General features: G+C 64.5%; 18 protein-coding genes. 15 read left to right on the top strand and 3 right to left on the bottom strand.

All coding sequences use genetic code 11. From position 1 onward, the window contains the following. The first annotated feature begins 80 nt into the window (after positions 1-80). The 5 genes from pcaD to BHD07_RS17425 all read left to right on the top strand — a co-directional run bounded on the left by pcaD (position 81) and on the right by BHD07_RS17425 (position 3834). Entirely contained in the window at positions 81-887 is an 807-nt protein-coding gene (gene pcaD, locus BHD07_RS17445) for a 3-oxoadipate enol-lactonase (RefSeq protein WP_338281993.1), read from the top strand. Continuing rightward, complete coding sequence (pcaC, locus tag BHD07_RS17440; protein ID WP_018096140.1) at positions 884-1291, top strand: 4-carboxymuconolactone decarboxylase; 408 nt, start codon at positions 884-886, stop codon at positions 1289-1291. Before pcaD ends, pcaC begins: the two co-directional genes overlap by 4 nt. Before the next feature lie 18 nt (positions 1292-1309). Continuing rightward, on the top strand, positions 1310-2071 hold the full coding sequence (gene pcaH / locus BHD07_RS17435; protein WP_275599464.1) for a protocatechuate 3,4-dioxygenase subunit beta: 762 nt from the start codon (positions 1310-1312) through the stop codon (positions 2069-2071). 10 nt (positions 2072-2081) lie between these two features. Further along, positions 2082-2696 carry a protocatechuate 3,4-dioxygenase subunit alpha gene (gene pcaG / locus BHD07_RS17430; RefSeq protein ID WP_338281991.1) on the top strand — a complete coding sequence of 205 codons (615 nt, stop codon included), beginning with the start codon at positions 2082-2084 and terminating at the stop codon, positions 2694-2696. 82 nt (positions 2697-2778) lie between these two features. Continuing rightward, on the top strand, positions 2779-3834 hold the full coding sequence (locus BHD07_RS17425; RefSeq protein WP_100671224.1) for a 3-carboxy-cis,cis-muconate cycloisomerase: 1056 nt from the start codon (positions 2779-2781) through the stop codon (positions 3832-3834). A gap of 10 nt (positions 3835-3844) precedes the next feature. Here BHD07_RS17425 and BHD07_RS17420 read toward each other — a convergent pair whose 3' ends face one another. Further along, a complete protein-coding gene (locus BHD07_RS17420) occupies positions 3845-6466 on the bottom strand; it encodes a malto-oligosyltrehalose synthase (protein WP_338281987.1) in 2622 nt (873 codons plus the stop codon). Positions 6467-6646: 180 nt separating this feature from the next. Here BHD07_RS17420 and msuE point away from each other — a divergent pair, with 180 nt between their 5' ends. The 10 genes from msuE to BHD07_RS17370 all read left to right on the top strand — a co-directional run bounded on the left by msuE (position 6647) and on the right by BHD07_RS17370 (position 16175). Then, positions 6647-7204: an FMN reductase gene (gene msuE / locus BHD07_RS17415; protein WP_275599460.1), complete on the top strand. Its 558-nt coding sequence runs from the start codon at positions 6647-6649 to the stop codon at positions 7202-7204. Between the two features lie 83 nt (positions 7205-7287). Beyond that, positions 7288-8637, top strand: a complete 1350-nt coding sequence (locus tag BHD07_RS17410; protein WP_275600122.1) for an LLM class flavin-dependent oxidoreductase — start codon at positions 7288-7290, stop codon at positions 8635-8637. 16 nt (positions 8638-8653) lie between these two features. Further along, positions 8654-9499 (top strand): ABC transporter permease, encoded by an 846-nt coding sequence (locus BHD07_RS17405; RefSeq protein ID WP_100671232.1) that lies wholly within the window; start codon positions 8654-8656, stop codon positions 9497-9499. A 96-nt stretch (positions 9500-9595) separates the two neighbouring features. After that, the gene (locus BHD07_RS17400; protein ID WP_338281983.1) at positions 9596-10588 is read left to right on the top strand and encodes an ABC transporter substrate-binding protein; all 993 of its coding nucleotides are present in this window, start codon (positions 9596-9598) and stop codon (positions 10586-10588) included. A 10-nt stretch (positions 10589-10598) separates the two neighbouring features. Continuing rightward, on the top strand, positions 10599-11369 hold the full coding sequence (locus BHD07_RS17395) for an ABC transporter ATP-binding protein (protein ID WP_275599458.1): 771 nt from the start codon (positions 10599-10601) through the stop codon (positions 11367-11369). A 177-nt stretch (positions 11370-11546) separates the two neighbouring features. Next, on the top strand, positions 11547-12719 hold the full coding sequence (locus BHD07_RS17390; protein ID WP_338281981.1) for an ABC transporter substrate-binding protein: 1173 nt from the start codon (positions 11547-11549) through the stop codon (positions 12717-12719). A 126-nt stretch (positions 12720-12845) separates the two neighbouring features. Next, the gene (locus BHD07_RS17385; RefSeq protein WP_100671240.1) at positions 12846-13709 is read left to right on the top strand and encodes a branched-chain amino acid ABC transporter permease; all 864 of its coding nucleotides are present in this window, start codon (positions 12846-12848) and stop codon (positions 13707-13709) included. Between the two features lie 6 nt (positions 13710-13715). Continuing rightward, a complete protein-coding gene (locus BHD07_RS17380; protein WP_338282313.1) occupies positions 13716-14717 on the top strand; it encodes a branched-chain amino acid ABC transporter permease in 1002 nt (333 codons plus the stop codon). Next, positions 14714-15478, top strand: coding sequence for an ABC transporter ATP-binding protein (locus tag BHD07_RS17375; protein ID WP_338281979.1), 765 nt, complete (start codon positions 14714-14716; stop codon positions 15476-15478). Before BHD07_RS17380 ends, BHD07_RS17375 begins: the two co-directional genes overlap by 4 nt. Further along, positions 15459-16175, top strand: a complete 717-nt coding sequence (locus BHD07_RS17370) for an ABC transporter ATP-binding protein (RefSeq protein ID WP_338281977.1) — start codon at positions 15459-15461, stop codon at positions 16173-16175. The genes BHD07_RS17375 and BHD07_RS17370 overlap by 20 nt, the downstream gene beginning before the upstream one ends. 30 nt (positions 16176-16205) lie before the next feature. On the opposite strand, the gene BHD07_RS17365 is transcribed toward BHD07_RS17370, so the two are convergent. After that, positions 16206-18155, bottom strand: coding sequence for a CHASE2 domain-containing protein (locus BHD07_RS17365; RefSeq protein WP_338281975.1), 1950 nt, complete (start codon positions 18153-18155; stop codon positions 16206-16208). Further along, positions 18155-21772, bottom strand: coding sequence for a FecR domain-containing protein (locus BHD07_RS17360; protein ID WP_338281973.1), 3618 nt, complete (start codon positions 21770-21772; stop codon positions 18155-18157). Before BHD07_RS17360 ends, BHD07_RS17365 begins: the two co-directional genes overlap by 1 nt. Positions 21773-21883 lie beyond the last annotated feature (111 nt).

Genomic DNA, 21883 nt, shown 5'->3' with positions numbered 1-21883 from the left:
CTCTGGTTAAGGGAAAGCCACGAAATATCATTTTACCTAACCAGATGAAACATCCAATTTGACGACGGAGGAGAGCTGCCGTGCAATTCACCCGCATCAACGACGTCACGTTTCACTATCGCGTGGTCGGCGCGGTCACGGAAAGGCCCGCGCTCGTCTTCATCAACTCGCTCGGCACGGATTTCCGCATCTGGCGCGATGTCGTCCTCCGACTGGCCGGCGATTTTGCCATCGTGCTCTATGACAAGCGTGGTCATGGGCTGTCCGATATCGGCCAGGTTCCCTATTCCATCGAGGACCATGCGACCGATCTCGCCGGGCTCCTCGATCGCCTCGCCGTGAAACAGGCGATTGTTTGCGGACTTTCGGTCGGCGGTCTCATCGCGCAATCGCTCTACGGCCGCCGCCCCGACCTCGTGCGGGCGCTCGTGCTTTCCGACACCGCCCACAAGATCGGCACCGCCGAGTTCTGGGACGCCCGCATCGCGGCGATCGAGGCGCATGGCATCGAGGCGGTCGCCGACGGCGTGCTCGAACGCTGGTTCACCCCGGCCTTCCGGCGACCCGAAAACCTCGCCTTCACCGGCTACCGCAACATGCTGGTCCGTCAACCGGTGCCGGGCTATGTCGGCACCTGCGCCGCCATTCGTGACGCCGATTTCACGGAAGCCGCGGGCACGATCGCGGTTCCGGTGCTCTGCGTCGTCGGCGACCAGGACGGTTCGACGCCGCCCGACCTGGTCCGCTCGACGGCCGATCTCATTGCGGGCGCGCGCTTCGAAGTGATCCGCGGAGCGGGACATATCCCCTGCGTCGAGCAGCCGGAAGCCTTGACGTCGGTGCTGAAACGCTTCTTCCGATCCGTGTTGTCTGGAGGCAAACCATGAGCGATGCCCTTGCGCCTTCCGGGCGCTACCGACAGGGAATGGCGACGCGACGCGCCGTTCTAGGCGACGATCACGTCGACCGGGCGGAGTCGGCATCGACCGATTTCGACCGTCCTTTCCAGGAGCTGATCACCGAGGCGGCATGGGGGCATGTCTGGTCGCGTCCCGGCTGGACGAAGCGGGAGCGGTCGATCGTCACCATCGCCCTGCTCGCCGCCCTTGGACAGGACGAGGAGGTGGCCATGCATGTCCGCGCCACGGCCAATACCGGGGCGACGCGCGAGGATATTTGCGAGGCACTGCTGCATGTTGCCATCTATGCAGGCGTTCCGGCGGCCAATCACGCGATCAAGATCGTCAAGCAGGTTTTCGCGGAAATGGATGCCGGCACGGCTGCTCGATAGGGGCGAGGGAGAAGGACGATGTCCGACAATCAAAATGGCAGACGGAAGGCCCAGCCCGAAACGGGCGCCTTTTTCGCCCGCGACCGCGCCTGGCACCCGCCGGCCTTCGCGCCCGGTTACAAGACCTCCGTGCTGCGTTCGCCGCAGAAGGCGCTGCTGTCGCTCGACGGGACCATATCCGAGATCACCGGCCCGGCCTTCGGCCATTCGATGCTTGGCGAGCTCGACAACGATCTGATCCATAACTTCGCCAGTCCCGGTGAAAGCGCGATCGGCGAACGCATCATCGTCCATGGCCGCGTCCTCGACGAACGCGGCCATCCGGTTCGGGGTGTGCTCGTCGAGTTCTGGCAGGCGAACGCCGGCGGACGCTACCGTCACAAGAAGGAAAGCTATCTCGCGCCGCTGGATCCGAATTTCGGCGGCTGCGGCAGAACGATCACCGACGAGGAAGGCCGTTACTGGTTCCGCACAGTCAGGCCCGGAGCCTATCCCTGGCCGAACGGCGTCAACGACTGGCGGCCCGCCCATATCCATTTCTCGGTCTTCGGCCACGGTTTCGCCCAGCGCCTGATCACGCAGATGTATTTCGAGGGCGATCCGATGATCTGGAAATGTCCGATCGTCGGCACGATCCCCGACCGCCGGGCGATCGAGCAACTGATCGCGGCTCTCGACTGGGGTAACACGGTGCCCATGGATGCGCGCGCCTACAGGTTCGACATCGTACTGCGTGGCCGCCGCTCGACCTTCTTCGAAAACAGGCCGGAAGGGAATTGAGGAGGCACCGATGGTTCAGGATCCAGGCACCCTCAAGGAAACGGCGTCGCAGACCGCCGGGCCCTATGTCCATATCGGCCTGACGCCGAATTTCTGCGGCATCGGCGGCGTATATGATGGCGACCTCGGCGCTTCGATGGTCAACGACAAGACGCTCGGGCAGCGCATCACCGTGACCGGTCGCGTCATCGACGGCGCCGGAATGCCGCTCAGGGACGCACTTCTCGAAATCTGGCAGGCGGACGCAGCCGGGCTCTACAATTCCCCGTCGGAGCTGCGCGGTACGGCGGACCCGAACTTTACCGGCTGGGGACGCTCACCGACGAGCGACGAGGACGGCGTCTTCACTTTCGAGACGGTGAAGCCGGGGCGCGTTCCATTCCACGACGGCCGGCTGATGGCCCCGCATGTCAGCTTCTGGATCGTCGCGCGCGGCATCAATATCGGCCTTCACACGCGCATGTATTTCCCAGACGAGGCGGCGGCGAATGCCGAAGATCCGTTGCTTGCCCGCATCGAGCACCGCCACCGGGCCAAGACGCTTGTCGCGGCGGGTCAGGCGCCTAATTATGTCTTCGACATTCATCTCCAGGGCGAGAAGGAAACGGTCTTCCTGGATATATGATCGTTCGGCAGCCCGCCCCCGCGTTGCCGCATGCGTGTGAGGCTCCCTTCGAATCGAAGGGCGCGAGAGCTGGAGATGCGGCATGACCTATTCGGCCTTCGATCACCCTTATCTTTCCGGCCTTCTGGGAGACGAAGCAGTGGCGGCGGAATTCTCCGTCGTCGCCGATGTTCGCGCCATGCTGGCCTTCGAGGCGGCGCTTGCGCGGGCCGAGGCGCGCCACGGCGTCATCCCCGAGGCGGCCGCCAATCGCATTGCCGAGGCATGCCGTGGCTTCTCTCCGGACGTCGGCGCCATGCGCCGGGCAACTGCCATCGACGGTGTCGTCGTTCCCGAGCTCGTGCGACAATTACGCCGGGCGGTCGGCGAAGAGGCGGCGGAACATGTCCATTTCGGAGCCAGCAGCCAGGACGTGGTCGATACCAGCCTCATGCTGAGGCTGAAGGCGATCGCGGAACTTTTCTCCGGCCGGATCGGCGACGTCGTGACGGCGCTCGAAGCTTGCGGGAGGCACTGGGGCGAGCGTACGCTGACCGCCCATACGCGGATGCAGCCGGCGATCCCGATTACAGTGGCCGACCGCCTGCGGAGCTGGATCGAGCCGCTGTTCGACCATCAGGACAGGCTGGATGCCACGGGAACGGACATTTTTACGGTGCAGTTCGGAGGAGCCGCCGGCACGCTCGAAAAGCTCAAGGGCAAGGCCGATATCGTCCGCGCGACGCTGGCGGAGGAACTCGCGCTGGTCGACTGCCCGCAATGGCACAGCCAGCGCCTGCCGATCGCTGATTTCGCCCACCTCCTGTCGCTCGTCACCGGCAGCCTCGGCAAGTTCGGTCAGGACGTGGCGCTGATGGCGCAGGCGGGAGACGAGATCGTGCTTGCTGGCGGCGGCGGCTCCTCGGCCATGCCGCACAAGCAGAACCCGGTCGCCGCGGAGGTGCTGGTGACGCTCGCCCGCTTCAACGCGACGCAGATTTCCGCCATCCACCAGTCGCTGGTGCACGAGCAGGAGCGGTCGGGCTCCGCCTGGACGCTCGAATGGCTGATCCTGCCGCAGATGGTCGGCGCTACGGCGGCCGCATTGAGGCTCGCCGCCGAGCTCGCCGGCAATGTCCGGCGGCTGGGGCGGGTGTGAGGTTGATCCCTCACGCCTCGACCAGCAAGGCGACAGGGAAGTCCCGCAGGATGTCCGCCACGGCAAGAAGAGGCCGAGGCTCGGTGATGCCGCCGGTCAGGAGATTGCACATGGGCTTGAACTGGCAGCCCTCGGGCAAGGCGAGGAAGGCGTTTCGCCACAGTTCCGGACGGATGGACAGGCGGCCGTCGACCGTCTGGCCGAAGACAAGCCGTGGGACGACTGTGAGCGCAAAGCCATTCCTGCTGCGACGCATGAAAGCGGCGGCGTGACGGGCGCCCGGACCTTCGACGCGCACCGCGCGATAGTCGCCTCTCGCAAGACAATCCGCGCCGCGCCCCCGGCGATAGTTCAGGCCTATCGAGATCAGCGTCTGCTTGCAGTCCTCGAAATCGCCGATCGGCGGCGCTTGCGGCAGCCGGGAAGGTGAAGGGCGCGGTGAAAAGCCGCGGCGGTTGTCAGGATCGACGAGGGAAAGGTCGACGCGTTCACTGCCCTGATAGATATCGGGAATGCCGGGCGCGGTTAGCTTCACCAGCGTTTGCGAGAGGCTGTTGATCAGGCCGGCATGGATGAACGGTGCGGCCGTTTTCTCGAAATCGCCGAGAAAGGACCGGTTCCGGCGATCCAGGAGATCGCCGAGAAAGGCCTTGATCGCTGCTTCATAGCGCTCGTTCGGATCGTCCCAGCTTGTCCTGAGCTTTGCCTCCCGCAGCGCCTTCACGGCAAAATCGACCATCCGCTCGTGCAGAAAGATCAGGTCGCCTTCGTCACCAAGGGGCGCGATGGGCCAGGCACCGAGCAGGCTCTGATAGAGGAATTGCTCGACCGAAGCGTCCGGTTCCTCGCCGGCCGGGAGTCGGCCCATGTTTTCCGCACTCATCCCGTGCCAGCGGTCCACCGCTGCGGCCCAGACGTCCGGTGCCTCGCCGATGACGTGCAGCCGGGCGCGCGCATCTTCACCCCGCTTGGTGTCGTGCGTGGAAGTAGCCGACAGGCCGTGCGGCATCCGGCTTGCGCGATCCTGCATCGTCGCATGAAAGCGGCCGACGCCGCCGGGCGTCCATAAGGGGGAGGCACCCACCTCGTTCGCCGCGAGGTAATCGCCTCTCCGATAGAAGAAGGTATCCTCGACCGCCTTGGCCATGACCGCGCCGCTCAACTGCTGAAAGCGCGTACGGAATTCAGACCGCAGCTTGCCGTCGGCCGAGTCGATCGGCAGCCTGAGTGCGGGAACGATCGCTGCGATCTCGGCGCCGACGGCGCTCGCGCGCGCCGCTGCCTTCGCTGCGGCTGCGTCGAGGATGTGGCTGTCGCGCGCTCCGGCCCCCCGGTCGCCGACATAGGTCCGATAGACGGGCAGTGCAGCCATCAGCTGGGAAATGGCCTCACCGGTCCGCTCGTTCTGATCCGGAGCCCCATCGCCTGTGAAGCGAGTGGCCAGTCCGGTCAGCCGCCGGACTTCCGTATTGAAATTGCGGCTCAGGACCTGGAGCTTGCATCCCGTGACCGCCTCTTCGGCCGCCGATCGCCTTTCCTCGCTCGAAAGCCACGAAGACGGAGTGTCGTCGGAAAGGAGATCCGCGAGGGCCGATATGAACTCGTAGCCCGTGGTTCCGTCGACCGGCCAGTCGGACGGCAGCGTTTCGTTCTCGCCGAGTATTTTCTCGACGATGATATAGGTGCCGTCGCCGGCCTCCCGGCGGAGCCGGTCGAGATAGCCCTTGGGATCGGCCAGGCCGTCGATGTGGTCGATCCTGAGCCCATCGATCAGGGCTTCCCCGACGAGGGCGAGTGCAAGTCGGTGAGTATCCGTGAAGACCGCGTCATCTTCTACGCGCATGCCGATGAGGCCGGCGACCTCGAAAAACCGCCGGTAGCTGAGCTTGTCCCGGGCCGTCTGCCAGTTCATCAGCCGCCAGGATTGCCTCCGATGCAGCCGGTCGAGTGTGTCTGCGGAGAACCGGGCGAGACATTGGTCGAGCTCGGCAGCGAGCGATGGCGTCGCGACGACAGAGGCGATTTCCGCGTGGAATTGTGCGGCGGTTTTCCGTTCGGCCGTGCCGGCGACAGCCGCGAGCCTTTCGAGCATGGCATTGCCGTTGCGCGGTATCGCCGCATAGCTGGCGGGATTGAGCGGATAGAGAGCCTCGTAATAGCGGAGCGCCAGGCAGCGGTGCCCGTGGTCGTATGCAAGGCGCAGATTGCCGGCTGCGACCTCTTCCTCAAACGAGCGCCCGAGGAAGGGCAGCGTAAGCGGCTCCCGCCAGTCGACGTCGAAATAGTCGGCAAATTCGCTAAGGCCGCCCCATTCGATCGCGCTGTGCCAGCAGTCATTCTCGAGATGCGCGGCCATGTGGTTCGGGACGATGTCCAGAATGAGACCGAGTCCTTCGGCTTTCAGCGCATGAGCGAGCCGCACAAATCCGTCGTAGCCGCCCAGGGCCGGGTCGATCTCGTTGTAGTCGACGATGTCGTAGCCATGGGTTGACCCGCGGACCGCGGTGAAAACGGGCGAGGCGTAGAGGTGAGATATGCCGAGCCCGACGAGGTGCGGGATCAACTCCACGGCTTTTGCGAAGTCCATCCCGTTGCGGAATTGGAGACGGTAGGTTGCGTCGGGCAGATGCATGGCGGTCTTGCACTTGTCTGGCGGTAACACCGCGGCCGGTGCTTTGTTCCCCCAGGGAAGCCTCGAAAGCAAAGTCTTCTTGTTCGCGCATCGGGAATAGAACGGCGTTCCTTTAGTCTACTAAGATTATAGATTTTGATGAGTATCACAGGAGCACGGATCTCACGAGGAGCTAAAGCGATGCCGCAGACACGAGTGGTGGGTATTTCAGGCAATATCACGCGTCCGTCCAGGACACGCGCATTCGTGGACCATATCGTCCACCGGCTGGCGGTCGATGCAGGGGCGTCGGCGCAGACCTTCGATATCGAGGACTTCGGGGCGTCGCTGCCCCCTGCGAGAAGGCTCGACGAACTCGCACCGGAAGCGCGCTATGTCGTCGGCCAGATGCTTGCAGCCGACATTCTGGTGGTGGGGTCGCCGACCTTCAAGGGAAGCTATACCGGCCTCTTCAAGCACGTCTTCGACCTGCTTGATCCCTCCTCGCTTCGCGGCAAGCCCGTCATCCTCGCCGCCACCGGGGGCGGGGAACGCCACTCGCTGATGGTGGAGCATCAGTTGAGGCCACTGTTCGGCTTCTTCGAGGCATTGGCGATCCCGACCGCGATCTACGCTTCCGACAAGGACTTTGCCGACGGCTCTCTCGCCTCCGAGGCGATCCATGAACGCGTCGGCAGGGCGGTCGGCGAGGCAACGCAGGCGCTCGCGCGCACCGCCAGGGCAAGCCTGGCGGCTTAACCGCAATTTCAACCCAACCCGGTTTGCGTCGGCAATCGAGGCGAGTGACGCCGGCCGGCGAAGCAAATCCAACGGAGGCAGCGATGACCAGACAGATCAAGCTTGGAGCCTTTCTTCCCGGCGGCGGCCAGCATATTGCCGCCTGGAGGCATCCGGGCGCTCCGGCAGATGGTGCCACCAATTTCGAATTCCACAGAAGGCTCGCCGAGACCGCGGAGCGCGGCCTGTTCGACGCCTATTTTCTCGCCGACAACCTCTCCGTCGGGCTTGGCGGCCGCGAAGGCGGCAATGCGAAGATCGCCGGTTTCGAGCCTGTCACTCTCTTTGCAGCACTCGCGCCGCTGACGACCCATCTGGGCTTCATCGCCACGGCATCGACGACCTATGAGGAGCCCTACACGCTCGCCCGCAAGTTCGCCTCGCTGGACCTTCTGTCCAACGGGCGGGCAGGCTGGAACGTGGTCACCTCCGCCGGGGACGAGACGGCGCGCAACTTCAACAGAGAAACGCAGCCGAGCCACGCCGACCGATACGAGCGCGCACACGAGCACGTCGAGACCGTCAAGGCTCTATGGGACAGCTGGGAAGATGATGCCTTCATCCGCGACAAGGCGACCGGCCGCTTCTTCGATGCCGGCCGGGTTCACGACATCGACCACAAGGGCAAGCATTTCAGCGTCAAAGGACCGCTGAACGCGCCGCGTCCCGTCCAAGGACATCCGGTCGTGGTGCAGGCAGGGCAATCCGAGGACGGACGCAGGCTTGCGGCGGCCAGTGCCGAGGTGATCTTCACCGCCCATCAGAACCTCGCTTCGGCGCAGGAGTTCTACCGCGACATCAAGGCACGCGTGAAGCACGCCGGGCGCAACCCCGACCATGTGCTGATCATGCCGGGGGTGGCTCCTTTTGTCGGCCGGACCGAAGAGGAGGCGCGCTCCAAATATGAAGAGCTGAATGCGTTGATCGTGCCGGAGGACGGCGTGGCGCTGTTGAATGGCCTGACAGGCGGCACGCTCGACCTGACGGGATATCCGCTCGATGGGCCCTTGCCCGTCAGCAATGAGACAGAAGGAATGAAAAGCCGGCAGGCGCTGATCCGAAAGATCGCGGACGAGCATGGCTTCACCATCCGCCAGCTCTATCAGTGGATCGCGACCGCACGCGGTCACTGCACCGTCGTCGGCAGCGCCGAGCAGGTCGCCGATCAGCTCGAGGAGTGGTTCCTGAGCGAAGCCGCCGACGGTTTCAACATCCTGCCGCCATGGCTTCCGGGCGCGCTCGACGATTTCGTCGATCTGGTCGTCCCCATACTGCAGAGACGCGGCCTGTTCCGCACCGCCTACGAGGGGCGGACGCTGCGGGAAAATCTCGGACTTCCCCGTCCGGCGAACCCGTGGACTTTGGCGCGCGCGACCGTTCAGGCGGCCGAGTAAGAGGGGAGACACGAAAATGAGCTTGCAGGAACTCGACAGGTCGATCCTCCACGAAGGCGGCAGCGTCAGCGCAAAAGCGGACGAGTATCTCCGCCGGTCAGGCGCCGCCGCCGGCAGCTGGCTGTCGCGCTACGGACTGCTCATCGCCTTTCTTGCGCTCTGGCAGGCGGCCAGCACCGCCGGCTGGATCAATCCGGCCGTGTTTCCGTCCGTCGGTGCCATCCTTTCCGCCCTGTGGACGGGAATTTCCGGCGGAGCCTTGCTCGACGACATCGCGATCAGTCTTCAGCGCTCCGGAACCGCCTTCGTCGGGGCGGTGGTCCTAGCCATACCGCTCGGTCTCTTGATGGGGCAGGTGCGTCCGATCGAGAACGCGCTCGATCCCGTCCTCCAGCTTTTCCGCCAGACGTCCGCGCTCGCTCTCTATCCAGTTTTCATTCTGCTTCTCGGACTCGGCGAGGCGTCGAAAGTCTTCGTCATCTTCTGGGCGACGCTCTTCCCGTTGCTTCTGAATACCATCAACGGGGTCAAGGAAGTGGATTCGAAGCTGATCGAGATGGCGCGCGTCTATGGCGCGTCGCGTCTCACTGTGTTCCGTCGCGTGGTTCTTCCGGGCGCCGTTCCTTCGATCTTCGTCGGCCTGCGCCTGAGTGCGACGACTGCCCTGCTGCTGCTCATCGCATCCGAGATGATCGGGGCCAATAAGGGCATCGGGTTCCAGGTCATGAACGCCCAGTACAATTTCCAGATTCCCCTGATGTTCGCGGCGATCTTCATTCTCGCCGGGCTGGGGCTCGTCTCCAACTACGCGCTGGTCTTTGCGCAGCGCCGCCTCTGCCGCTGGAGCGACGCCTCGAACTAGAGCAATTCCAGAAAAAGTGCGCAGCGGCCTTCCGCCCGGAATTGCGGCAAAACGGCCTCGACATTCGAAACTTCCAGATCATGGAAAAGGTGACATATGACGATTTCCATTCGCGCCCTCGCATTCGGCAGCCTGTTGTCGATCGGGCTTTCCAGCCTTGCAGCAGCAGAAGCTCCGGAACCGGTGACGCTGCGGTTCCTCGCGAGCCAGGGCAGCCTGTCGCCGCACGAACTCGCCTATGAGCTCGGCTATTTCGACAGCCTCGGCATCAGGCTTGAGAATGTCGGTTATGCGGGAGGCGGGCCCGCATCCCTGTTCGCGCTTGCCTCCGGCAGCGTCGACATCGGCTCGGCGGCGACCGCAGCCGTCATCAACTCGATCGCCGGCGGAAACGATTTCGTCGCGGCCTTTCCGACCAACGGCATCAACGAGCAGGTCAAGAGCATATTCTACGTGCTCGAAGACAGCCCGATCAGGTCCATCGAGGATATCGCAGGTAAGACGATTGCGGTGAATACGCTCGGGGCGCATCTCGACTATGCGGTACGCGAGGCGCTGCACAGCAAGGGTTTGCCCGAAAACGCAGCAAACCTCGTCGTCGTACCCGGGCCGCAGCTCGAACAGACGCTCCGGTCGAACCAGGTCGACATCGCCGCCGTGGGATACTGGCAGGCGACCTTCAACGGCCAGATCTTGGATCACGGCGGGGTGCGCGCGGTCTTCGACGACACGGATGTGCTCGGCGAAATTGCCGGCGGTTTTGCGGTTCTCAGGCGGGATTTCGTGGAAAAGAATCCGGAGGCCGCCAAAAACTTCGTTGAACAATCCGCGCGCGCCGCCGACTGGTCACGCGAGCATCCGGAAGAAGCGCGCGCCGTGCTCGCCCGTATTCTGACCGAGCGCGGCGAAAACGGCGATCTCGCGAGGCATTGGACGGGATTCGGTCTACGAAAGGGCGCGCAAGCGACCGAGCGCGATCTGGATTTCTGGATCGGCGTTCTCGAACGCGAGGGCAGCCTGCCGCAGGGCAAATACAAGGCTTCCGATCTTCTGTTCCGGCCGGACGCGACGTCCGCCGCGGCGAATTGAGGGGGTGAAAATGGCTGAAGTCAGAAGCCTGCGCAAAGGGGAGGTGGCGTTGCGCGATCTCTCGAAATCCTTCCGGATCAACGGGCGGCGGCTCAGCGTCCTCAGGAACCTCAATCTGGACATCCGGTCCGGGGAATGCCTTGCGATCGTCGGGGCGAGCGGATCTGGCAAGACGACATTGCTGCGGGTTCTCGCGGGTCTCGAGACGGCCGATGCGGGCCGGGTATTGATCGACGGCCGGCCGGTTGCCGGTGTCGGCAAGGAGCGCGCGGTCATATTCCAGGAGCCGCGGCTGCTTCCCTGGCTGACGGTTCTCGGCAATGTGGCCTTTGGCCTGAAGGTGCGAGGCGAGGATTCCGGACGCGCCGAGGAGCTTGCACGTCACTACATTTCGCTTGTCGGCCTTGCGGATTTCCAGGATGCCTATCCGAAGCAGCTTTCCGGTGGAATGGCGCAGCGGGTCGGGCTTGCGCGAGCGCTGACGGTAAAGCCCGAAATCCTGCTGCTGGACGAGCCGCTGGGCGCCCTCGATGCGATGACGAAACTGACGATGCAGCAGGAGCTCGAGCGCATCTGGCGGGAGGAGAACGTGACGATGGTTCTGGTCACGCATGATCTCGAGGAGGCCATCTATCTGGCGGATCGTGTCCTGGTACTGCCGAAGCAACAGGACGGAGCGCCGAGAGTGATCGACATCGACTTGCCCCGGCCGCGCGATCGCAGCGGCGCACGCTTCGTGCGCTACAGGCAGGAACTGCTTCGGGAATTCGGGCTGCACTGACGCACGCGCGCTTCCTCCATAACCCGTGGACAAAACAATAACCGGGGGATTATGGATTTCCGCCCATATTTCATTTTTGCATCACCGTTTGACATGGCAGACTGCCCGCTGTCGATTGCGATTGATGTAAAAGGAAGCGATGCCGGCCGGGAGTAGCGGCGTCGCGGGGGAGGAAATATGACAAGGCTCATTCTGGCCGCGCTCGCGGCTCTGGCAACGAGCGTCGCGGCGCAGGCGGATACGATCAAGGTCGGCGTCGTCGGACCGTTTTCCGGTCCCTTTGCGCTGCAGGGCAAGAACTTCAAGGCAGGCATCGACGCCTATATGGCGGTGAACGGCGCCAAGGTCGGCGACGACGATATCGAAATCCTATACCGCGACGTGCCGCAGGCGGACCCGGCCCAGTCCAAGGCGCTGGCGCAGGAGCTGGTCGTAAAGGAAGGCGTGCAATATCTCGCCGGCTTCTATTTCACGCCCGACGCGATGGCCGTCACGCCGCTGCTCGAGCAGGCGAACGTGCCGCTGGTGATCATGAATGCCGCCACGTCGGCGATCGTCACCAAGAGCCCGCTCGTGGTGCGCACCTCCTTCACGCTCTGGCAGACATCCACGCCGATCGCCAAGGTGGCGAAGGATGCCGGCGTCTCGAAGATCATCTCCGTGGTCAGCGATTACGGTCCGGGTGTCGATGCGGAGAACGCATTCAAGGCCGGCTTCGAGGCGGTGGGCGGCGAGATCGTGGAGGCGATCCGCATGCCGCTGTCGACCAACGATTTCTCGCCGATCATGCAGCGCATCAAGGATTCCGGTGCCGAAGGCGTCTTCGCCTTCCTGCCGTCCGGCCCGACGACGCTCGGCTTCGTCAAGGCGTTCAACGAAAACGGCCTCAAGGATGGCGGCATCAAGTTCTTCGCACCGGGCGACCTCACCCAGGAGTCCGACCTGCCGGCGCTGGGCGACGCCGCGCTCGGCCTGCAGACGACCTTTCACTATGCCGTTTCGCATGACTCGCCGGAAAACAAGGCCTTCGTCGAGGCGGCCGCCAAGGCGATCGGCAGTCCGGCCGAGCTCTCCTTCCCCGCGGTCGGGGCCTATGACGGCTTGCATATCATCTACAAGATGATAGAGGCGACGGGGGGCGAGCAGGATGCCCAGAAGGCGGTCGATGCCGTGAAGGGGCTCTCCTGGACAAGCCCCCGCGGGCCGGTGTCGATCGATCCCGAATCGCGCCATATCACTCAGAACATCTATCTGCGCGAGGTCGCCAAGGCCGATGACGGCACCTATTACAACAAGGAGATCCAGACCTTCGAGAAACAGGGCGATCCGGGTCTTGCCGCGGTGAAATGATCGGCGGCCATCATCTCGACCGGTTCATCGGAGCCGCCATATGCAACGGCTGCATTGCTGGTTTGGCGGAAGCCTTCCGGAATGAGGACCGAGGGTGAAGCCGTGCCACACCGTTAGGATGCGCTCATGCAAACCATCTCCAGCATAGCCGTCGATGCGCTCGCCTATGGCATGGTGCTGTTCGTGATCTCGATCGGCCTTTCGGTCACGCTCGGCCTCATGCGCGTCGTCAATCTTGCCCACGGCGCCTTTGCGATGATCGGCGGCTATATCGCATCCTATGCGGCGCGTGATCTCGGGCTCGGCTACGGAGTCGCGGTGCTGATCGCGGTCTTCGGCACGATCGTCATCGCCATCCCGATCGAGCGCCTGCTCTACCGCCGCATCTACGGTCAGCCGGAGCTGACTCAGGTGCTGATGACGATCGGTATCACCTTCTGCATTATCGGCATTGCCAACTACGTCTTCGGCCCGACTCTCAAGACGATCCCGCTGCCGCCGAGCCTCGAGGGCTCCGCCGATCTCGGCTTCCGCTCGATCGCCGTGCACCGGATCTTCGCGATCGTCTGCGGCCTCACCGTTGCCGGAGCCCTCTGGTTTGCCATCGAGAAAACCGCTTTCGGGGTCAAGCTCCGCGCCGCCGTCGACGATGCGGCGATGGCGGCGGCACTCGGAGTGCGCACGGAGGTCGTCTATGCCGTGAGTTTCGCCGTGGCTGTGGGGCTTGCCGCGTTCGGCGGCGTCGTCGGCGCGGAACTGCTGCCGGTCGAGCCCTATTATGCGCTCAGATACATGGTCACCTTCCTGGTGGTCGTTTCCGTCGGCGGTGCGGGGTCGATCCCGGGTGCACTTGCCGCCTGCCTCCTGCTTGGCGGCATCGATACGACGGGGCGGTATCTGATGCCGGAATTCGGAGAGTTCTTCTTCTATCTCGCCGTCATCGCCATCGTCTGCGTGTTTCCGCGCGGCCTTGCCGGGAGGATGAAGTAGGTGACCATGGCAACGATGAACGAAGCAGCCACGGCACTTTCTGCGGGCAGGCGGGGGCTCGGCCGCGATCTTGCCGGCCTCGCCGTGATCCTCGTGCTGGCCGCCATCGGCTACCTCCTCTTTCCGAACAATCTCGCGCTGCTCACCCGCATCATAGCGATCGCGCTGCTGGTCCTCTCGCTCGATCTCGTCACCGGCTATTGCGGCGTCGCGACCCTCGGACATGCCGCGCTGTTCGGCAGCGGCGCCTATGCCGCCGGGATCGCGGCCGTGCATTTCGGCATTACCGATCCGCTCCTCATGCTCGCCGCCGGTATTCTCGGCAGTGCGGTGGCGGGGCTCGCCTGCGGGGTCGTGATCCTTCGGGCGCACGGTCTCCCGCAGCTCGTGCTCTCGATAGCGCTCATCCATCTCTTCCATGAATTCGCCAACAAGGCCTCGTCCTGGACGGGGGGAAGCGACGGACTGGCCGGCATCGCGCCCGATCCGCTCATCGGTCTCTTCGCCTTCGACCTCTGGGGCCGCACGGCCTATGTCTTCGGCGTCGTGCTGCTCGCAATCGTCTTCGTGCTCCTGCGCCTCGTCGTGCGCTCGCCCTTCGGCATGCTCTGCCGCGGCATCAAGGAGGACCCGATCCGCATTCGGGCGATGGGCGCGTCGCCGACGATCGCCCTCCTCAAGATGTATGTGATTTCCGGCGCGGTCGCCGGCGTCGGCGGGGCGCTCAACGCCGTCTCGACGCAGGTCGTCGGTCTCGACAGCCTCTCCTTCACGCTCTCGGCCGAAAGTCTGGTCATGCTCGTGCTCGGCGGTACCGGCTCGCTCTTCGGGGCGCTTACCGGCACGATCGTCTTCATGTTCTTCGAAGATCTCGTCTCGGCGGCCAACCCCTTCCATTGGCTGACCATGGTCGGGGCCCTGTTGATCGCGGTCGTGCTCTTTGCGCCGAAAGGGCTTTACGGCACGGTTGCAGAAATCCTCGCGCGGCGACGGGGGGCGGGCCGATGAGCGCCATATTCGAAGCCAGAAATCTCAAGCGCTCCTTCGGCGGTCTCGCCGTCACCAACGATGTCAGCCTTTCCATGGCACGGGGCGACCGCGTCGCCCTGATCGGCCCCAACGGTGCCGGCAAGACGACCTTCGTCAATCTCGTCACCGGTAATCTGAAGCCGGATGCCGGAGAGGTGCGGATCGGCGGCGAAACCGTCACCCATATCGACGCGATCGGCCGCGTCCGCCGCGGCCTCGTGCGTTCGTTCCAGGTGACGCGCCTTTTCCAAGACATGACGCCCGCCGAGCACGTGGCGCTCGCGATCCTGCAGCGCGACGGCCGGGCGGGCCGCATGTTCGGCAATTTCCTGGCGATGCCCGGGGTGATGGCAGAGGCCGGTAGCCTGCTTGGCAAGCTTGGCCTGCGCGATCTGGCGCACCGGCCGGTGCGCCAGATCGCCTACGGCCAACAGCGGCTGCTGGAGATCGCGGTGGCGCTGGCGCTCAAACCTAAGGTGCTGCTGCTCGACGAGCCGGCAGCCGGCGTGCCGCAGAGCGACACGGGCCGCATCGAGCAGGCGCTCGCCGAACTTCCCGATGACCTTGCCGTCCTGATGATCGAGCACGACATGGATCTCGTCTTCCGCTTCGCCAAGCGCGTGATCGTGCTTGCTGCCGGCATGGTCATCTTCGACGGCTCTCCAGCCGACGTCACCAAAGATCCGCGTGTGCGCGAAGCCTATCTCGGGAGCTATGCTGATGCCGGCAGCGCCGCTTGAGGTCGACAATCTCTCCGCCGGCTATGGGCCGACGCGGGTGCTGGAGGGGATTTCCTTTTCGGTGCCTGCCGGCGCGCGGCTTGCGGTTCTCGGCCGCAACGGCATGGGAAAGACGACGCTGCTCGCTACGCTCGCCGGCCAGACGCGCCGATACGACGGACGCATCCGTATCGGCGAGGCCGACGTCACCACGCTGCCGAGCGCATCACGCGCGCTGAAAGGCCTCGGCTTCGTGCCGCAGGCGCGCTGCGTCTTTCCGTCGCTGACGGTTGAGGAAAATCTCTTCATCGGTCTCAAGGGCCGGCCGAAGACGGCGCTGAGCGAGGCCTATGAGATGTTCCCGCGCCTCTACGAGCGGCGCCGAAACTTCGGCTTGCAGCTTTCCGGCGGCGAGCAGCAGATGTTGTCAACCGCCCGCTCGATCCTCGGCCGGCCCTCGGTCCTGCTGCTCGACGAGCCGCTCGAAGGACTGGCGCCGGTCATCTGCGAGGAACTGATGAAGGCTTTCGCCGAGCTCGCGAAGACCGGCGACATGACCATCCTGCTGGTGGAGCAGCGCATCCAGAGCGCCCTCGATTTCGCCGACCGGGTGATCATCGTGGAGCGCGGCAGGCTCGCCTGGAGCGGAACGCCGGAGGCGCTGGCGAAGGAGCAGGCCACGGTCGAGCGGCTGCTGGGGGTCGGTGGCTTGCATTGAGCGCCAAGCCCGTGATTTGCCCCTTATCCGCTATTTCAGCAGCCGTTCCCGCTCGCGCTCGTAATAGCGCGCGAGCGACGGCAGCGCCGCCTTGAGTTCATCGAACAAACCGTCATCGGCAGCGATCTCGCCGCTGTATTTCCCGGCGAGATAGGCGCGGTGGCGTGCGAGCGTCGGTTCCGAAGCCCCGTCGACCAAGGTGAAGACGGGGGAGACCGTGCTGCGTCCCTTGACGGTGATGCGGTCGAGCTCGGCAACCGCAAATTTCCGGGCGGCGAGTGTTGCAGTACGTTCGCCGAGGAGCAGCGGCACACCGTAGTCCTTGGAGGCACCTTCGAGGCGGGAGGCGAGATTGACCGCATCGCCCAACGCCGAATAATCGAAGCGGCGGGCCGAGCCCATATTGCCGACGACGCATTCGCCCGTGTTGATGCCGATGCCGATCCTCAGCGCCTTCGGCGGACGCCCCGCCGCTTTCGCCTCGGCTTCCAGCTCTGCGTTGAGACCGCGGAGGGCGGCAAGCATGTCGCGCGCCGCCTGAACGGCATGGACGGCATGGTCCGGATCGTCGAGGGGAGCGTTCCAGAAGGCCATCAGGCAGTCGCCGATATATTTGTCGATCGTGCCGCGTCGGTTGAGCACCGCCTCCGAAAGAGGGGTCAGGAGCCGGTTGACGAGCGTCGTCAGTCCCTCGGGATCGTCCTTCATGTCCTCCGATATGGTGGTGAAGCCGCGAACGTCGCAGAAGAGCACCGTGAGCGTCCGTCTTTCGCCGCCGAGCTTCAGCTGGGATGGGTCGCTTGCCAGCCGCTCGACGAGGGCCGGCGAGAGATACTGCGCGAAGGCACGCGTGATTTCCCGCCGCCGCCGCCGTTCGTCCGCGTAGTCGAGGCCCGCCTGCCCCACCGCCACGGCGAGAAAGGCAAGTGCCGGGGCGAGGGGCGAGACGAACGCATGGCCGAGGCGCATCAGGCCGTAGCTTGCAAGAAAGATCAGAGTAAGGGCGAGGGCGCCGTAACCGAGCGTCTTCCAGCTGGTCGACCTGAGAACGGCAAGGGCTGCGGCCAGGCTGGCGAGGATGATCGCCGCGATGGCAATGCCCGCGCCCGCCTGCCTGACGAACAGCCGGTGCACGAGATTGTCGTAAATGGTCGCCTGGATTTCGGCACCGGCGACGCGGCCGCGGGAGAAGACCGTGTCGGAGGTGGGGAAGGCATCGACGCCACCGCCCGCGATGGTGGGCGCGTTCTGCAGGCTCAGGCCCACGATGACGACCCTGTCGCGGAAGGTGCCCTCCGGCAGGAAATTCTCGGGGTCGAGCGCCTGATAATAGGAAACGGTCGGATAGGTCCGGGCCGGGCCGAAGGTCTGCATCAGCGCCCTTCTCGGCGGCACCGCCAGCTCGGCGCCGGCGACGGTCGCGAGCGTTGCGGCGAAACCGTCCGGATAGGCGGGGATCTGCCGGAGCGCTCCGTCGCCGCTGAGGCCGACCGAGGCGATGCCGACCTTCGCGCCCCGTGCCAGAAAGGCGGGAAGGGGCTCGGTCCTGACGAACTGCTCTGCCTGCGGTGTCCGGATCAGCGTCTCGTCGCCGGCAAGCACCACATCGGGCCCGAGAACTTCGGCGAGCGCCTGATCGTTCTCCGGCGCGGCGGCCGGTTCGGCGAAGATCACGTCGAGGCCGATCGCCCGGGCGCCGGCGGCCCTCAGGGCTTCGATCAGGCGGGCGTGCAGCGCGCGCGGCCAGGGCCATTGACTGCCGATCTCCGCCATCGAGGGTTCGTCGATAGCGACGATGACCGGGCCGTCTTCCGGTAGCGATGGCCGGCCGACGATCGAAAGATAGTCATAGGCGCGCAGGTCCACCAGCGACCACGTACCGGTCAGCGAGACAGCCGAGACGAGGGCGGCCACGAAAGCCGTCAGGGCGGCAAGCTTTACCCGCCGGGAGGAAAGGCGAAGCTCGCGCGAGTCGTTCATCAGAACCGCACTTTGACGGTGCCCTTGACCGTGGGACCCCAGCCGGGCAGCCCGTCGCGCACCTCGAACTCCTCGTCCAGAAGGTTGAAGCCGGCGAGCTCGACTTCGAACCGCTTGTCGAAGGGCTCCCATTGGAGAGCGGCGTCGAGCGTCCAGAAGTCGTCGAGTGTCGTGGTGCCGTCGGTACGCTCGCCTATATAGTTGGCGGCGACGGTCGTTTTGACATTGGCTGTGCTGACGAAGGTGAGTGCCACCTGGCCTGAATATTCAGGCAGAAAGGGTAGATCGCCGCCGGCGCCGGTCGAGAGGTCCTCGCTTTCGATCCGGGCCACCGTCGCCGACAGGCCGAATCCATGTCCGAGCGCCATGTTGGCGGTTACTGCCACGCGGTCGAGACGGCCCTTGTCGAAGTGGAAATCAGTCAGTGGGAGGAAGGGGCTGGTAACTGGGGTGGCAATCGAACCGTCGCGGATTTCCTGGTGCTGGTAGTCGACAGCGGTGAAGAGCCAGTCGCTCCATTCGGCATCCCAGCGCAAGGCCAGCGTGTCGGCATAGCCTTCCGTGCCGATAAGGAACTGGTTGGGCTGCAGCCCGACGATGCCGACCGGCGCAAGCGTAGCAGAGCCGAAATTATACCCTTCGCGCTGAATGGCGGCGCGCAACCAATGGCCCTCCGATGGTGCCCAGGCGACCCCGAGCTTCGGTTCGAGCCGGATGTCGTCGTCGTTAACGTCCTCTATGTAACGGGCAAACAGCGCGCCTTCTATCTTGAGGTCGGGGGTAATTTCGTACAGGCCGTCGATATACGCCTTAGCCACGGCGTGCGTGTCAGAATCATATTCATAGTCGTCCACAACTTCTGACGGGGGCGGTAGGACCAAACTGAAATGGGTACGGGTGTCTGCTCGAATCTTCCCGCCCTCGACGCCATAGCGCCACGTCAGGTCGCCATCTCCATACAGATGGTTAAGGGCCGCGATGTAAGTCCGCTCTCTTGCGTCCAGATCGAGATTCGTTTCAGTGCCCGCCCCATCCAGAATGCGCAGGCTGTCCCCAGAGCGAAGTTCTTTGAAGAAGAGTGCGGCGTTTCCGACGTTGCGGTATCCGAATGTATGGCTCCATGCGAGCCCGGAAATGAGGCCGGAAGACTCGTCCCCTATCTCAAGGTCAGGCGGAACGGGCAGAAATTGCTGGGTCTCCTCGATATCGGAATAGTTCGCGAAGGCTACAATGCGGTCATCGGGCGTCGGACTGGCCGTAACGTAGCCGTTGCCTCCGATTATCCGCAGGTCACGTTCCAGGCGCGCGCCTCCGGATTCGACCGTATCCCGCGGCTCCTCCCACTGGAACGTACCGTAGACGCTGATGGGGAACGGTGAGACCGTAAATCCCCGAACCGCAGCTTCCCCGACCCATCCGGTATGGTCCTCATTGGCGATGAACCCGCCGCCGAGCTCCGTCTCGAAAAAGGGCGAACGCAGCAGATTGACCGTTCGCTCGCGGCTGGCGAGCATATGCGGCTCGATCAGAAGCCCTTGGATGAGAGCGGAAAAGCTTATGGTATTGACCGTGTTCGCGACGGCGTTGGCGGTGAAATCGTAAGCGTTGAAGAAGGGATTGACGCTGCCGCGCACCGCCTGGTCGACATAGCTGGCGCCGGTGAAGGGATCGAAGACGGCGTCGCCGTAATATTGACCCCAGGCATCCAACCCCTGCAGCCGGAAGGCGTCGTTGAGCGTCGAACCTTGCTCTTGGTTGGCGCCGAGTGCCGCCGTGTCGCCGCCCTTGGCGCGGGTGCGGCGCAGGGCTTCCTGAGCATTGCGAATGGCCGCGTCCGCATCATAGGCATCGATCGCGATCGCGGTTCTGACCGTCGCCACGACGGGATCGTTCGGGTCGAGCCGGTCGGCATTGTCGAGCGCCTGAGCTGCCGGAACGCGGTCGCCCTTCTCGTAATGCGCGGCTGCGAGCAGCAGCTGTGCGTTCGAATAGGCCGGGTTGGCCGTCGAGCCGGCGAGCAGGTCTTCCACCGCCTTGTCGGCCTCGCCGTTCTGCATGTGGTAGCGGCCGCGCGCCACGAGCGCCACGTCGAAGGAGGGATCGACGGAAAGCGCGGCGTCGATCTCGCGCTTCGCCTCGGCCATCCGCATCTCGTCCATGTATTGTATTGCAAGGTTTGCGTGCGAGACGGGATCGAGCGGATCGAGCGCGATCGCCTGGTTGAAGGCGGCCTCCGCTGCACGGTTGTCGCCGCGCGCGCCCTGGACCAGCCCGAGGGCGTTCCAGATCGACGAGGAGCCTGGGGCAGTCTCGAGCGCCCTGTTCAGGTCGGCAAGGGCGGCATCGAGATCGTTCTCGATGTAAGAGCGGTAATGTGCGCGCGCCTCGAGCGCCGTCGGGTCTTCAGGGTCGATCGCAAGCGCCCGCTCGACGCCGTCGCGAAGCTCGTCGCGATCGTCCAGCAGCAGGGCGAGCTGCGCGCGTGCCGCAGGCAGGGTCGGGTCGTCGGGATATTGCTGCTCGGCCCTCTTGATCACTGCGATCGCCGCCGGAATGTCTTCGCGGAAGCCGGCGGTCCAGGCCCTGACCATGCCCGCATAGCGGCCGCTGGCATTGCGCGGCGGCTCCTCGACGCGTTCGGGGTTCGCGAGCCCGCGCGAGAAATAGCCGCCATAGGCCGCGATCGTGCGGCGGCTCGGGTCGAGGCCGCGTTCGGCCCTGGCGAACAAGCGCGCCGCCTCTTCATACCGGTTGGACGAGCCGGCGATCAATGCGCGCACGAGATCGGCACGCGCTGCCTGGGATCGGCTCAGGCCCCGTCCCGCCGCTTCCGCGAGCGCGGCCTGAGCCTTGTGGCGGCCATCGAGCGAAAGATAAATTTCCGCAAGCGTCAGCCACTCCTCGGTCGTGCGCGAGCCTGCGGGTTTCGCTTCGACGCGCGCGCGCTCCCGACGCATTTCGGGAACGCTGAAGGGCGTGGCCGGCATCCAGACGAAGGCGTTGCGGAGCGACAGATGAAAGAGCATCTGCTCGCGGTCCTTCGGGGTGACGATCACGATCTTCGTCGGTGCGCTGCCGATCGCCGCAACGGCGCCTTCGCCCTGCTTCACAGTCACGCTGCCATACGCATTGCTGAGTTCGACGACACCTTCGAGGACGACGAGCGAGGTCTTGCCGTCGGGGCCGACCGTCAGCGTCCAATCGGTGCCGCGAATGGCGGCGGCCGCGGCCGGCGTGTCGATGACCAGGCCCTCGCCGCCGCGCTCGGCCCGGGCCCAGATCGTCCCTGATTCCAGCCCGAATTTCGTGTCGCCCGCGCCGATTTCCTTAACGCGCAGCGCGGTATTGCGCCCCAGTCTTATCTGCGTGTGATCTCTGAAGAGGACCGCGAGCGCGCCGGTGGCATTGGTGCGCAGCACATCGCCGGGAATGAGATCCTGAGCGAGGTCGACGACCCGCCAGTTGGAAACGTCGACGAAGCGCACCTCCTCGCCGGACTTGCGGGCGATGACGGAGCCGGCGGCCGGCGAGGGGCGCGGAACGGGCTCGGCTTGCGCAGACAAGGGCGCAAAAAACGTCGCCGCGGCAAGCAATGCTCCCGTTCTTCTTCCCCGCATTCTCGTGTCACCCCTCGTTATACTGAATCCAGTGAATTTAGAGGGGAGAAATGTCAAGAGCCCAGTTTTGGGCGGATGTTTTTACTCGTCGAGTGTAATAAAGAGGAGACG

This window comes from Sinorhizobium sp. KGO-5 (assembly GCF_036245905.1).
Lineage (GTDB): Bacteria > Pseudomonadota > Alphaproteobacteria > Rhizobiales > Rhizobiaceae > Sinorhizobium > Sinorhizobium meliloti_A.
This window is presented reverse-complemented; position numbering and strand designations above follow the sequence as displayed.